The organism is Pseudomonas sp. JE3303, assembly GCF_056312565.1.
In genome coordinates this window covers 22,593-36,518 of sequence record NZ_JBWGIF010000001.1, presented here as the reverse complement: position 1 = coordinate 36,518, position 13,926 = coordinate 22,593, and the positions used below count along the sequence as shown (strand labels likewise).

The following is a 13,926-nucleotide window of genomic DNA, read 5'->3' as shown; positions in this document are numbered from 1 at the left end:
GGGTTTTTTTTGCCTGCGATTTGACCCCGGAGCGGGCAAGTCGGTACGCCGAACCGCCGCTCCACAGGGCGAAAGGCGTCACGCCTCGGGCTTGTCCTCGAGCTCCATCCACCCTGCCAATACCCCATATGCCTCCTCCAGCCCCTGACGCTTGGGCGCCGAGAACAGCTGGATGGTCACGCTTTCACCCCAGCCCTTGCGGATTTCGGTCTGCACCTTGAGCAAGGTGTTCTTCGCCGCGCCGAAGGTCAGCTTGTCGGCCTTGGTGAGCAGGATGTGCATCGGCATGCCGCTGGCCAGCGACCAGTCGAGCATCATCTTGTCGAAGTCGGTCATCGGGTGGCGCACGTCCATCATCAGGATCAGGCCCTTCAGGCATTCGCGGCTGCCCAGGTAAGCCTCGAGGTGGCGCTGCCAGTGCTGCTTGAGCGGGATCGGCACTTTCGCGTAACCGTAGCCCGGCAAGTCGACCAAACGCCGTTCATCGTCCAGACTGAAGAAATTCAACAGCTGGGTGCGGCCCGGGGTTTTCGAGGTACGTGCCAGGCTGGCGTGGGTCAGGGTGTTGAGGGCGCTTGACTTGCCGGCGTTGGAACGGCCAGCGAACGCTACTTCGTAACCCTGGTCGTCCGGGCATTGGTCGACCTTGGCCGCGCTGATGGCGAATGTAGCTTTCTGGCAGAGGCCGAGGATGGGGTTTTTGACTTGCATGCGATATCCGATGTGGGTGTTGCCAAGGCCTTGCCCGGCAAGCGGTGTCGTTTCCGTTTGGATGACGGAAGTATATAATGCCGTAGTTTTTGTGTGCGCATTATCCCAGCGTAGGACGATGTGCACAGGGGGCCGGTTTCAAGCTCGCGCAGCAGAACGCAGCTCGGTCCCCAACCCTGAAGGTCATTGCAAATGACCAGATGGCTGATGGTCGTCGGTGTCTTGATACCGTTTTTCAGTGCGCAGGCTACACAGGATCCCGTGGCGTTGTACAACCGCACGTGCGCGGCTTGTCACGCCGGGCAGTTGCCACAGGCACCCGAAATGGGTGACCGGGCGGCCTGGGAGCCAAGGCTGGCGCAGGGTATGAAGGTACTGGTGGCGCATGTTACCCAGGGTTTCAAGGCTATGCCGCCGCGTGGATTGTGCATGGACTGTAGTACCGACGACTACCGCGCAGTCATCCAGTGGATGAGCGGCAGTCCCGGCACATAACATTTCACCCTTAGCCGTGTTGGATTAGCTGATGAACAAGACAATCGTGAGTCTGCTCTTGACCTTGGGGGTCGCAGGTGCGGCCAATGCCGCGCCAGTCATTCAAGGCGATGCCACCGCCGGCCAGACCAAGTCAGTGGTCTGCGGCGCCTGCCACAACCCTGATGGAAACAGCCTGGCACCAAACTTTCCGAAACTGGCCGGCCAGGGCCAGCGTTACCTCGAAAAACAGCTGCATGACATCAAGTCAGGCAAGCGCGTCGTGCTGGAAATGACCGGTATGCTCGCTCCCTTCAACGAGCAGGACCTGGCGGACATCGCCGCCTACTTCGCCAGTCAGAAAGGCAGCGTGGGTGCGGCCGACCCGCAACTGGTCGAGCGTGGTCGTGCCCTGTTCAACGGTGGCGATCTGGCCAAGGGCATGCCGGCCTGCACCGGTTGCCACTCGCCCAACGGTGCGGGCCTGGCCCTGGCCGGCTTCCCCCACCTGAGCGGCCAGCACGCGCAATACGTGGTCAAGCAACTGACCGATTTTCGCGAGGGCAACCGCACCAACGACGGCGACGCGATGACCATGCGTTCGATCGCCGCGAAGCTCAGCAACAAGGACATCGAGGCCCTGTCCAGCTATATCCAGGGGCTGCACTGATCGGTTTAACCTTGTGTTAATACTGTCAGGGCAATGATGAAAAGGGTGGCGCGAGCCGCCCTTTTTCCTGTCCACTGCCGTTACACTAAAGAACTCGAGCCCTGCATGGCCTGTCTGAATACAGGTCGTGCAGAGGCGACCTTTGAATGCTCAGGAGTAAAGCATGCGTAAACTGATTCTCAGCGCTGCGCTGGTCGCCGCCAGCGCGTTCGGTATGGCCACTGTCCAGGCCGCCGAGCCTGCCAAGGCTGGCGAGCAATATATCGAGCTGAGCACCCCGGTCGCGGTCTCACAGCCGGGCAAGATCGAGGTGGTGGAGCTGTTCTGGTACGGCTGCCCCCACTGCTATCACTTCGAACCAACCATCAATCCGTGGGCCGAGAAGCTGCCTGCCGACGTCAATTTCAAGCGCATTCCTGCCATGTTCGGCGGCCCCTGGGACGCCCACGGCCAGATGTTCCTGACCCTCGAAGCCATGGGTGTGGAGCACAGCGTGCATGCGGCTGTATTCGATGCAATCCAGAACCAGCGCAAGCAACTGACCAAGCCTGACGACATGGCCGAGTTCCTCGCCACCCAGGGCGTCGACAAGGACAAGTTCCTGGCGACCTTCAATTCCTTCGCCATCAAGGGCCAGGTGCAGAAGGCCAAGGAGCTTGCGAAGAAGTACGAGATCACCGGCGTGCCAAGCATGGTCGTCAACGGCAAGTACCGCTTCGACCTGGGCACCGCAGGCGGGCCTGATGGCGTCCTCGAGGTTGCCGATCAGCTGATCGCCAAGGAGCGCGCCGCTAAGTAAGCGGCGCCGACCATGCGACGCTGGAGAGCTCCGCGCATCGTTGGCCTTCATGAACCGAAGGTCAACGAAGACCACCTCACAGCCTCTGGCCTGCCTGAGAATGGCCGCTTGCGGTTGCTCAGCTTCAATATCCAGGTTGGCATCAGCACCGAGCGTTACCGGCATTACCTGACCCGCAGCTGGCAGCACCTTTTGCCGCACATGGGCCGTGCCGGCAACCTGCAGAAGATCGGCGAGCTGCTGGGCGACTTCGACCTGGTAGCCCTGCAGGAAGCCGATGGCGGCAGTCTGCGCTCGGGCTACGTCAACCAGGTCGAGCACCTCGCCCACCTCGGGTCATTCCCCTACTGGTACCAGCAGCTCAACCGCAACCTTGGGCGATTCGCCCAGCACAGCAATGGCGTACTCAGTCGTCTCAAGCCGCAGCTCCTCGAGGATCATCCGCTGCCCGGCCCGGCCGGACGAGGGGCGATCCTGGTGCGGTTTGGCGAAGGCAAGGACGCTCTGATCGTGGTGATGATGCATCTGGCCCTGGGCTCCAAGACCCGCGCCCGGCAGCTGGCGTACATCCGAGAGCTGATCGGCGGGTATCGCCATCAGGTGCTGATGGGCGACATGAACACCCATGCCAACGACCTGCTGCTGCACTCCCCGTTGCGTGACCTTGGCCTGATCGCCCCCCAAGCCGAAGCGACCTTTCCCAGCTGGCGTCCCCAGCGCTGCCTGGACCATATTCTGCTAAGCCCAACCCTCACTCTCGAGCGTTTCGAGGTGCTGGCTCAGCCGATTTCCGACCATCTTCCGGTCGCCGTCGAGATTCGTTTGCCTGATGCCCTGACTGTGGATACGCTGCCGGTTTTGAGCTAATTGCCATTACCCCTTGCGGACTCAAGGCATGACCGAAGAAGCCGAGCGCTGGAAAGAAAAATACCTGAATAGCCTCGAGCAACAGGAGAAGCAGGAGCGCCGCTGGGCGGCCCGTCTCGACTTGCTGCGGCGGGGGCTGGTGCGTAGCACCCTGGCGGCCGAAGGCAGTGACCGGGCGGTGGATGAGTGCATGAAGGAGATGCGCGACGTCATCCGCAGCGACAACATGGACGCCGCCCTGGCCGGACTGATTCCGCGGCTCGAAAAGGCTGTGCTCGACTCCGAGCAGCGGCGCGAAACCCGTATCGGCCAGGTCAGCAGCGCCTTGACGGCGCTGGTTGCGCAGTTGCAGTCGCTGCCCTTGCCAGGCGAGATCAGGCGTCCCTTGAAGAAGTTCGCCAAGCAGCTTGACGGCCGCATTACCCAGCCCCGCGAAATGCCGCTGCTGCTGAGCGAGCTCAGTGGTTTGCAAGGCCGCGCCTTGTCGGTTCTGGACCGTCCGGAAGAAGCCATTCGCCCCAGTCTGCTGCAGCGGCTGTTCGGTGGCCGCGAAGGCGATGCGCCAACTGCCCACGAGCCTGCGGCCGCGCCGGTTGAAACAGCGTCGCCCGTGCCCGCTTCGATAGCCGCCGACCCTGATCCCGAGATATCCCTGCCAGAGCGGGAGCCGCCGCTTGATGCCGATGAGCTTCAGCCAACGGCAGAGTTTCAGGAGGGCAAGGACCCGAACGCACAGGAAGCGGCTACTGTCCCGGCTGCGCTGGAACCGTTCGAGGTCCCCGCCGAACTGCTTGAGTCCGCAGAGCCCATGCCGGTCATCGAGCCCGAGCCCGACGATGACGTCCTCTATGCGCTCCCCGATGCCCGCGAGCCTTCCTATAGCTCCGTCGCTACTCACATCGAACAAACCCTGGTCGGCCTGCTCGACAAGCTCGACCTGCCTGAGCGCCACCAGGCCCAGGCCCAGGCCATGCGTGAACGCGTGGTACTCGGGCTGAACTGGTACGAACTGATCCCGGTGCTCGACGACCTGGCGGTACTGATGCTCGCCATCAACGACAGCGGCCAGCACGAGTTCGAAGCGTACCTGCAGCAGCTCAACGAGCGTCTGGAGTCGTTTCAGAGCCACCTGCAGGAAGCCAGCGCCGGGCATGCCGACAACAGCTGTGCCGGGCGCGATCTGGACATTGAATTGCGTGAACAGGTCGATGGCCTGCAAACCAGTGTGCAGGGCGCCGCCGATCTCGCCGGACTGCGGCAAGTGCTGGACAACCGCCTGGAAGGCCTGCTGGATACCATGGATGACCACCGGCTCAAGCGCGACCTGCGCGAGCAGGAGCTCGCTGAACGCCTGCACGGTCTGGCCGAACGGGTCGCGGACATGGAGCAGGAGGCGATGGGCTACCGCGAGCATCTTGAAGAACAACGGCAGAAGGCGCTGGTCGATCCACTCACCGGGCTGCCCAACCGCGCCGGCTGGACCGAGCAGGTCGAGCAGCAGATGCAGGCCTGGCAGACTGACGGCGGCCATTTGCTGATGGCGATTCTGGACCTGGACCACTTCAAGCGGATCAACGACGGTTATGGGCACCTGGCCGGTGACAAAGTACTGAAGATCGTCGCCAACGTGCTGCGCAAACACCTGCGTGGCCGTGACTTCATCGCCCGCTTCGGCGGCGAGGAGTTTGTGCTGCTCCTGCCGCAGACGCCTCTGGCAACAGGTACCCAGTTGGTGGAAAACCTGCGGACGGCGATCGAGGCGTGCCCGTTCCATTTCAAAGGCGAGCGTGTGGTGATTACCCTGTCGATCGGCATCAGCGCATTCCGGGCGGGCGATCGCGCCGACAGCGTGCTCAAGCGGGCGGACGAAGCGTTGTACATCGCCAAGGACCGCGGTCGAAACCGCGTCGAACATAAATAGAGACGAATGGCCATGCCAGGGGAACGGGCTTGGCACTGCGCGTTAGCCAAGCTGCACGTTATACTGTAGCGATTTCGCGCAGGCCATGATGTGTTCTTCTCAATGAAAAGACTTCTTACCGCTTTACTGTTGCTTACCCTTGCTGGCTGTTCGACTGGCCTGCGCATTGACCGCAGCCATCCCTCGGTCAACCATGACAACCGCATCCAGTTCGTTGTGCTGCACTACACCAACGCATCGCTGGAGCGCTCGCTGGCGCTCCTTACCCATGGCGAGGTAAGCAGTCATTACCTGATCGGCGACGGCCCGGCCAAGATCTACCAGCTGGTGGACGAAAGCCGCCGCGCCTGGCATGCCGGTGACAGTCAGTGGGACGGACGCACCTGGCTCAACTCCAGCTCCATCGGCATCGAGATCGTCAACCCAGGCTTCACCGATACGCCTACCGGCCGTCTTTGGCACCCGTATAGCGAAGCCCAGGTGCAGTCGTTGATTGCCTTGCTCAGGGACATCGTCCAGCGCAACGGCATCAACCCTCGCTATATCATCGGTCACAGCGACATCGCGCCAGCGCGCAAGCTCGACCCGGGTCCCATGTTCCCCTGGAAACGACTGGCCGAGGCTGGCCTTGGCGTCTGGCCGGATGCCCGCGCGGTCGCGCAGCAGCAGGCGCGTTTCAATGTCACGCTCCCCAGCATCCTGTGGTACCAGCAGCAGCTGCTGCGCTTCGGCTACGCCATCGAGCAGACCGGCGAGCTTGACGTCAGTACCCGGCATGTCCTTGCAGCCTTCCAGATGCGCTTCCGCCCACAGCGCTTTGACGGTACGCCAGACGCACAGACCGCAGCGATGCTCCAGGTACTCAACAGCAAGCGCTGAGGCGCCGCCCAACGGCGACGCTATTTTGCGCACCAGTTGCTATACCTCATGGTACTCAACTGGATGCTTGCAGATGTCACCCACCCTCGCCGCTCTGCGCCATGTGTTCTACAGACCCTGGCTGCTGGCCTTCCTTGCGGCCTTGGCCAGTGCGGGGTTGCTTCTTTTCGCAAGCGTCGGGGTGGTTCTGCATCAGGCGCGTGAAAGCGAAAGTGAGCGGATGAACGCGCGGGGCGAGCGTTTTCTGGCACGTCTCGAGCAGGTTTTCGGTCAGCTGCGCGAAGGTGTCGACCAGCTTCAGGGGCAACCTTTGCGAGGTTGCGACGCGTACATGCTGTCGGCCCTGCAGCAGATTGGCCTGAGCTCTCGCTTCATCTATGAGGCCGCGTACGTAGATGGCAATGTCGCCTGCTCCAACCGGGTGGCCGAGCACCTGATCCGTCCCATGCGCACGCCTGACATCCAGGGTCCCACCTACAGCTACTGGCTCAACACCACTATCGAGCCCGATGACAATTTGGCTGCCCTGATGCTCGGGCGGGGCCGGTTCATGGTCTCGACATCGCGCGGGCACCTGGCCGATGTGGTGGACCTGCCGCCAGGCGGCAGTCTGCTGGTCGTGCTCGACCGGGGCGGCCGGGCTATCCCGGTACTTGGCCCGGCCCAGCCCTTGCCGCCGCAGGCCGAATGGCGGTCTTCCGACAAATCGTTGCTGCAAACCTCCGACCGCCTTGTCTACCGCATGCCGACCAACTCGCCGGATTATCAGCTGGCGCTGATCGTGCCGCGGGCGAGCATGCCGTTGAAGATGCACGGCATGCTCTGGCTGATGTTTCCCGGCAGCCTGATGCTCGCCAGCTGCATTGGCTGGCTGGTGCTGCAACTGATCCGTCAGCGGCACTCGATGAGCGCCGAGTTGCAGGGCGCATTGCGCCGTGGCGAACTGCAGGTGCTCTACCAGCCGATCTTCGAGCTCGAAAGCCGACGCTGTGTCGGCGCCGAAGCGTTGGTCCGCTGGCGTCGGCATGACGGAACCCTGACCAGCCCGGAGCTGTTCATTCCACTGGCGGAGAACACCGGGCAGATCCGCGAGATCACCGACTTTGTGCTGCAGCGGGTACTTGAACAGCTCGGACAGCTGCTGCGCAGCAATCGCCATCTCTATATCTCGGTCAACCTCGCGGCCTGCGATGTGATGGTGCCACGTATCGGCATGGTGGCCGCGCGGCTGCTGGCCATCCATCACGTCTGCGCCAACCAGATCGCCTTCGAGGTGACCGAGCGCGGGCTGATCGATGTGGTGGTGGCGCGCGATAACCTGCAGGCGTTGCGCTCGGTGGGGCATCAGGTGCTGATCGATGACTTTGGCACCGGCTACTGCAGCCTGGCATATCTGCAGACCTTGCCGGTGGACTGCCTCAAGATCGACAAAGCGTTCATCGATGCGCTCGGCCACGACGCCGCCAGCAGTGGCGTGGCGCCGCATATCATCCGCATGGCACATGCCCTGCAGTTGCGGGTGATCGCCGAGGGCATCGAATACGAGGACCAGGCCGAACTGCTCAACAGCGAGGGTGTCAATTACGGCCAGGGCTGGCTGTTCGCCCATCCGCTCAGTGCGCGGCAGTTCTGCGAACTGATCACCCGTGGCCGGCGCATGGGCGCCCGGCGCTTTGGCGACGAGGCCTGAGGCCCGTCAGGCCGGTAGCGCCATGTAGAACTGGGTGCCTTGGCCGGGCCGGGAAAACACGCCCATGCGCCCGCCATGCAACTGCACGATCTCCTTGCACAGGGCCAGTCCCAATCCCGCTCCACCCTTCTTGCGCCCAACCTGCACGAAGGGCTCGAAGATGCGCCCCTGCTGGCTGTAGGCGATGCCTTCGCCGTTGTCCTCGACGCTGATGATGACCCGCTCGGCATGACGCCGGGCGTGCAGGCGAATGCGGCCACCGCTGGCGGTATGACGGATGGCGTTATGCAGCAGGTTGTCCAGCACGCGGTCGAGCTGCGCCATGTCTGCCTGGATCCGCGGCAAGGGTTCTTCGAGTTCGTTGATCAGTTCGATCTGCTTGCCCGCGGCCTGGTCGGCGAAGCGTGACCGGGCCCGGTCCAGCAGCTCATCGATGACGCAGGGCGACAGGTCAAGCTTCTGCAGTCCGCTCTGGTAGCGCGAGAAGTTCAGCAGGTCGTTGATCAGCTGGGTAAGCCGCTGCATCTCCTCGCCGATGGTTTCGAACAGGTCGTGCTCGCGGGTCTCGGCGCCAAATTTAACCCGCTCGCTGAGCAAGCCGAAAGCCATGTGCATGCCGGTGACCGGGGTTCGCAGTTCATGAGAGGCGCGCAGCACGAACTCGCTGCGCACCCGTTCGAAGGCCCGCTGCTCGGTGACATCGTGCAGCACCATCACAGCGCCAAGGATCGGGCCCTGTGGATGACTCACCGGAGTCAGGCTGTAGGTCAGCAGGCGTGATTCGTCTTCGACCTCCAGGCTGAGGTCTTCAGGCAGCCGGTCGAGAGTGCCACCGCGCAGTACCTGACGCAGTTGCTCGTCCAGCTCGGGTCGCTGCAAGGCATCGCCCAGGCCGCTGCCCAAACGGCTGTCGTCCCACCCCAACTGACGTTGGGCAACCGGATTGAGGTGCTCCAGGCGGCCCTGGCGATCGATGATCAGCAAACCGTCATCGATGCTGTCGAGTACCGCCTGCAGGCGCTGCTGGCCGGCCAGGAGTTCGTCGATGTTGGTGGCCTGGTGCTTGCGCAGCGCCTGGGCCATCAGGCCGAAGCGCCGGGTCAGCTGGTTGAGTTCGGTAGCCTGGGTGACCGGCAGAGTCACCTCGAAATTGCCCTGGCCTACCTGATCCGCAGCCTGGGCGAGTGCTTCTATCGGCTGGCCAAAGCGGCGAGCAATGCTATGAGCGGTGATAAAGCCCAATATCAGCACCGCCAGTCCCATCAGGCCAAGCATTCCACCTATCAACAGCGCCCGGTCACGGGCTTGTTCCTCGTTACGGCTGATATGCTCCAGAACCTGCTTGTGCGACTCGATCAGGTCAGTGCGTACCTGGTTGAAGGCCGCTCCCAATGGCTCGTTGACGCCCATGCTGTCAGCGGGAACCGGAGTGTTGCGGTAGGCCTGCAGGAAAGTCTGGTAGTTGCTGCTGGTCTTGCTCAGGCCAGTGCGCTCACCACCTTGCTCCAGCCCCTGGTCCAGCAATTGCTGGAAGCCACCCTGCAAGGCTTCCAGACTTCTCGGGTCGGGTGTGTCGTCGAGGATAAGCGTCAGCTGCTCGCCAAGGTTCTGCCGCAGCTTCAGACCTACCTCCAGCACATGCGTTGCGTCACGCACCAGGGTCTGTTGCGATGTCGCCATCTGCAGCACGCTGACCAGGCCGATCAGCAGGCCGAGCAAGGCCACGGTAATCAACGCAGAGATGCTCAGGAAAAGCCGCGTACGCAGCTTCATCGCCCACTTCACAGGTTGTACTGCTTGCGTTTGCGGTAGAGCGTGGAGGCATCGATACCCAATGTACGTGCAGCCTGGTCAAGGGTGTCGCTGGTGGCCAGCACCGCACCGATGTGCGCCCGCTCAAGCTCGTCCAGGCTCAGCGCCGCGCCCACGCGAGGTGAATTGCCAGCAGGTTGTTCACCCATGCCCAGGTGCGAGATCTCTACTCGCTCCTGCGCGCAGATGATGCTGGCTCGCTCGATCACGTTGCGCAGTTCTCGTATGTTGCCTGGCCAGCGGTAGTTGAGGAGCGCGGCGCGGGCTTCTTCGCTGAAGCCCCGGGCCGGCCGCGAGTATTCCTTCACAAAGCGCGCCAGGAAGCGTTCGGCCAGGGTGAGGATGTCTTCGCTACGCTCGCGCAGCGGCGGCAAGTGCAAGGTGATCACATTAAGGCGATACAGCAGGTCCTCACGGAAACGCCCTTCGCGGACCATGTCCTCCAGGTTGAGGTTGGTGGCCGCAAGGATGCGTACATCGGCCCGGCGCGTGACAGGATCGCCAACCCGCTCGTATTCCTTGTCCTGGATAAAGCGCAGCAGTTTGGGTTGCAGGGTCAGCGGGAAGTCACCGATCTCATCGAGGAACAGTGTACCGCCATCGGCCTGGTTGACCCGTCCCAGCGTGCTTTCGCTGGCGCCGGTAAATGCACCGCGGCTGTGACCGAACAGCTCGCTTTCCATCAGCTCCGCCGTCAGCGACGGGCAATTGATGGTCACGCACGACTTGCGTGCGCGCTTGCTCCAGCCATGGATGGCGCGGGCAAGTTCGCCCTTGCCGGTACCCGACTCACCGAGAATAAGGATGTTGGCGTCGGTGGTGGCCACCTGCCGCGCGGTTTCAAGCACCGCCATCATCGCCGGGCTGTGGGAGTCCAGGCCGTCCTTGGGCTTGCGTACTTCGCCTTCGAGGGCTTCAAGCCGCGCTGACAGTTGACGCACCTCCAGCTGCTTGGCGGTGGCCAGGCGCAGTTGATCGGGGCTGCAAGGCTTGACCAGATAGTCGGCTGCGCCAGCCTGGATGGCATCCACGGCTGTGTCGATTGCCGAATGAGCGGTCACGATGACCACGCGCATCCAGGGCGCCTGGATACGCATCTGCGCCAGAACATCCAGGCCATTGTCTTCACCCAGGCGCAGGTCAAGGAAACACAGGTCGAAGACCTGGCGCTGCAGCAGCGTCTCGGCTTGTGCCGCGCTGTTGGCGGTCGCCACGCTGTAGCCCTCGTCCTCCAGGCAATAACGAAAGGTCCGCAGAATGGCGGACTCGTCATCCACCAACAGAATACGGCCTTTGTTGTCCTGGGCTGATTCCATTTCCTACGCTCCTTTGGGATAGATCTTGGTTAGTGTCGGAAAAATCGGGCAAGTTGCATGGTCAATTCTGATTGATTTTCTTGCTTGCATGCTAGTCGCTTGCCAAGCCATTCGTTAACTATTTGAAAAACAACAGAATTTTTGCAGTCCCGCGTTTGGCACGCAGGTTGCGAGGATCTTGGGTTTTTAACGCTAAGGAGGAGTTTCCATGTCCGTCCCCCGTCGATTGGCCGCAGCGGGTGCCGCTGTCTTGCTGGCTCAGGTCTTGTCGTTGCCTATGGCGAATGCCGACAGCGTGCAGGATGCCCGGCGCGAAGGTGCGCTGCAGACGGCCCTGACGCTTAATCGCGTCCTCAATGCGTTGCGCATCGAGGTGCATGTCCAGGATCAGAAGGCACGCTTGAGTGGTGAGGTGGAAAACCAGGTGCAGCGTGACTTGGCCGAGCGCGTCGCACTGGCGACGAAGGGTATCGAACAGGTCGATAACCAGCTGCAAATCAACCCGGAGCTGGTGGAGCAGCCGCTTGAGCTGCGTGCCTACGCCCAGCGCCTGGAGGACGCTACCTTGGGAGCAGTCATCCGTTCGCGCTTGTTGTGGAGCCGTATTACACATGAGGCGCCGATCGAGGTAGAGAGCCGTGAAGGCGTTGTGACCTTGCGCGGAAAGGTGGCCAGTCCCGAGGCCAAGGAACTGGCCGGTGTGTTGGCCCGCTCGACCGAGGGCGTGTACCTCGTCAACAACCTGGTCAGCATGGACACCGCCGCCATGGCCAAGGCCCGCGAGACGCCCGTGGATGCGCCCAAGGGCCCGCAGCCTGGGGATAGCTGGATCATCGACAAGATCCAGACCAGCTATCGCTTCAGCCGCAATCTTGACGGCCTCAACATCAAGGTTTCCAGCCAGGACGGCCTGGTCCGACTGTCTGGAGAAGTGGTCAGCGCCGAGCAGAAATCCATCGCCAGCGAAGTTGCCCGGCAGATCGTCGGAGTACGTGGCGTGGACGCCGATTTGCTCAAGGTGGCAACCAAGGTCGAAGGCTGATCATGCAAATCGCACGACCTGGCGGGGGCCATCGTGCAGGATACGTCCCCGCAGTGTCTGCGTATCAATCATAACTCATTGAATTATAAGGATTTTTTATTGTTTCAAAAGCTGGCATGCAGGCTGCACTACTTGTATCAGGTTTCATAAAAAGTACAGCAGGAGGAGCCGGCATGAACCGCCAGAACGTCAACACCACGCAGATCACCACACTGCCTTTGCGCCAGGTTCTTTTTCTGACCTTGGCACTGATGTTGACGCTGGTTGCCGGCCAGCTCTACCACAGCTGGCAGACTGCCCGGTTGGCCGATCAGGTCGCCGCTCAGACCGCTTTGCTGGCCCAGATCCAATCAACGCGAGCCAGCACCTTGGTGCAAGCCGCCGACCGGCTGCCGGAGACGAATGCCGCACCGGCCACGTTGAACACTGTCGTACCCCAGGAGCGCTGGGTTTTCTAAGCGCCGTCCCGAAATGATTTCGGAAAATAGAGAGTAAGGAGAATCACCATGCTGAGTTGGGCCATCACTTTCCTGATCATCGCCATTGTCGCCGCCGTGCTGGGCTTCGGTGGTATCGCCGGCGCCGCTACCGGTATCGCGAAGATTTTGTTCATCGTCTTCCTGGTCCTGTTCGTGGCTTCCTTCTTCTTCGGACGTCGCGGTCGAGGTTGACCATGGTTAGAGCGTTTTGCGCAGCCCTGGCCACTGCCGTATTACTAGGCAGTGGTTCAGCGGCCATGGCGGCCAATGACGGCCAGATCCGTGTCAACCAGCTGTTGGGCGCGGACCCCGAGTATCGGGATACCTGGCAAGACGTGGTCAAAAAGGAGGAGCGCCTCCCCGATTGGGTGATCAACCTGAGCGGTAGCTCCGAACAGCAGATGTCCGCCGTGGAGGAAGATGGCGACAAGTACCTGGTTGGGCCTGTGTGCGAGACGGAGCAGAACTGCTTGCACAAGCGCCTGATCGTGGCCTTCAGCTGGGACAAGGATGAGGCCTACGGCATGCTGGTGGAAGTGCCGGAGGGATTGCCCGCTGACAAGTCCCCAACGCGTCATGCCGAATACCGCTGGCTCGGCAAGCCCGATGAGGGTATGCAGGCCTTGCTTCGCGAACAGCTCAAGCGCGATCCGAACTGGTACTGAGCAGATTCATCAGGTTGTAACTGAATAGAAGCCGGAGATTCATGCATTCGCGTTTCTATGATGCGTCACTCGAAGAGAGTCGATGCATGACCAAGGGGTCGGGCTGTTCTGGTTGTAACAGGACCGGAGTGGCCTAGGGGTACAGGGAGTGCCTCCATCTTGTGGGCCGGGTCAGGTAAAGCGGCATCGGAAGCTTCAGGTCAGCAGTACGGAGACGACGCTCTGCTGACCTGGCTTCCGGAGCGCTATCTCGTGCCATCTCCGGACCCTACGCAGGAATCAGTCTGCGAGACACATTTCACCTGGACCGTACATCGATATTTTTTCGTCTTCAGGACCCTCCCGCATTTGCCGCCCGGCTTCCATTCGGATTGTCGAACAACGGCCTTCTAACCTCGAACGCAGCCGGACAAATCTGCCGGAATATGGCGCTTTGGCCATGTTCGGAAAACCGAACGCGTATTGTCTTCCTGTCCTGACACCCTATTTTTACCTTTCATTATTATGCCGAATCGGCATGGGGTAGTCGTTTCCGGCATTAGACTGACCCTCCTCCCATGGCAATAGTTGCGGCCTTTTTCGCGGGGCAAAGCGCGGTCGT

Annotated in this window: 14 protein-coding genes; 11 read left to right on the top strand and 3 right to left on the bottom strand. The window is 61.7% G+C overall.

The window, feature by feature from the left end; genetic code table 11:
• Positions 1–78: 78 nt before the first annotated feature.
• Positions 79–711 (bottom strand): ribosome biogenesis GTP-binding protein YihA/YsxC, encoded by a 633-nt coding sequence (yihA, locus tag AC0ZZU_RS00175; RefSeq protein ID WP_476338126.1) that lies wholly within the window; start codon positions 709–711, stop codon positions 79–81.
• A 192-nt stretch (positions 712–903) separates the two neighbouring features.
• On the opposite strand from yihA, the gene AC0ZZU_RS00170 reads away from it, so the two are divergent.
• From AC0ZZU_RS00170 to AC0ZZU_RS00140, 7 genes are all read left to right on the top strand, one after another.
• A complete protein-coding gene (locus AC0ZZU_RS00170) occupies positions 904–1,206 on the top strand; it encodes a c-type cytochrome (RefSeq protein ID WP_476338124.1) in 303 nt (100 codons plus the stop codon).
• A 31-nt stretch (positions 1,207–1,237) separates the two neighbouring features.
• Positions 1,238–1,855, top strand: a complete 618-nt coding sequence (locus AC0ZZU_RS00165) for a c-type cytochrome (RefSeq protein WP_476338122.1) — start codon at positions 1,238–1,240, stop codon at positions 1,853–1,855.
• 163 nt (positions 1,856–2,018) lie between these two features.
• Positions 2,019–2,654, top strand: coding sequence for a thiol:disulfide interchange protein DsbA (dsbA, locus tag AC0ZZU_RS00160; RefSeq protein ID WP_158460912.1), 636 nt, complete (start codon positions 2,019–2,021; stop codon positions 2,652–2,654).
• 12 nt (positions 2,655–2,666) lie between these two features.
• Positions 2,667–3,521 (top strand): endonuclease/exonuclease/phosphatase family protein, encoded by an 855-nt coding sequence (locus AC0ZZU_RS00155; RefSeq protein WP_476338119.1) that lies wholly within the window; start codon positions 2,667–2,669, stop codon positions 3,519–3,521.
• Positions 3,522–3,549: 28 nt separating this feature from the next.
• Positions 3,550–5,442 (top strand): GGDEF domain-containing protein, encoded by a 1,893-nt coding sequence (locus AC0ZZU_RS00150; RefSeq protein WP_476338117.1) that lies wholly within the window; start codon positions 3,550–3,552, stop codon positions 5,440–5,442.
• 102 nt (positions 5,443–5,544) lie between these two features.
• A complete protein-coding gene (locus AC0ZZU_RS00145; RefSeq protein ID WP_476338115.1) occupies positions 5,545–6,321 on the top strand; it encodes an N-acetylmuramoyl-L-alanine amidase in 777 nt (258 codons plus the stop codon).
• Positions 6,322–6,394: 73 nt separating this feature from the next.
• Positions 6,395–8,011, top strand: coding sequence for an EAL domain-containing protein (locus tag AC0ZZU_RS00140; RefSeq protein ID WP_476338113.1), 1,617 nt, complete (start codon positions 6,395–6,397; stop codon positions 8,009–8,011).
• A gap of 6 nt (positions 8,012–8,017) precedes the next feature.
• On the opposite strand, the gene AC0ZZU_RS00135 is transcribed toward AC0ZZU_RS00140, so the two are convergent.
• Together AC0ZZU_RS00135 and algB are read right to left on the bottom strand one after the other, a co-directional pair.
• Positions 8,018–9,796, bottom strand: coding sequence for a KinB sensor domain-containing domain (locus AC0ZZU_RS00135; RefSeq protein WP_476338111.1), 1,779 nt, complete (start codon positions 9,794–9,796; stop codon positions 8,018–8,020).
• A complete protein-coding gene (algB, locus tag AC0ZZU_RS00130; RefSeq protein ID WP_476338109.1) occupies positions 9,793–11,139 on the bottom strand; it encodes a sigma-54-dependent response regulator transcription factor AlgB in 1,347 nt (448 codons plus the stop codon). The genes AC0ZZU_RS00135 and algB overlap by 4 nt, the downstream gene beginning before the upstream one ends.
• Positions 11,140–11,347: 208 nt before the next feature.
• On the opposite strand from algB, the gene AC0ZZU_RS00125 reads away from it, so the two are divergent.
• The 4 genes from AC0ZZU_RS00125 (at position 11,348) to AC0ZZU_RS00110 (ending at position 13,325) form a co-directional block, all read left to right on the top strand.
• Positions 11,348–12,181 (top strand): BON domain-containing protein, encoded by an 834-nt coding sequence (locus AC0ZZU_RS00125; RefSeq protein WP_476338107.1) that lies wholly within the window; start codon positions 11,348–11,350, stop codon positions 12,179–12,181.
• A 173-nt stretch (positions 12,182–12,354) separates the two neighbouring features.
• Positions 12,355–12,639 (top strand): hypothetical protein, encoded by a 285-nt coding sequence (locus AC0ZZU_RS00120; RefSeq protein WP_158460920.1) that lies wholly within the window; start codon positions 12,355–12,357, stop codon positions 12,637–12,639.
• 48 nt (positions 12,640–12,687) lie between these two features.
• On the top strand, positions 12,688–12,852 hold the full coding sequence (locus tag AC0ZZU_RS00115; RefSeq protein WP_009401691.1) for a DUF1328 domain-containing protein: 165 nt from the start codon (positions 12,688–12,690) through the stop codon (positions 12,850–12,852).
• 2 nt (positions 12,853–12,854) lie between these two features.
• On the top strand, positions 12,855–13,325 hold the full coding sequence (locus AC0ZZU_RS00110) for an inhibitor of vertebrate lysozyme family protein (protein ID WP_476338105.1): 471 nt from the start codon (positions 12,855–12,857) through the stop codon (positions 13,323–13,325).
• The last annotated feature ends 601 nt before the right edge of the window (positions 13,326–13,926 follow it).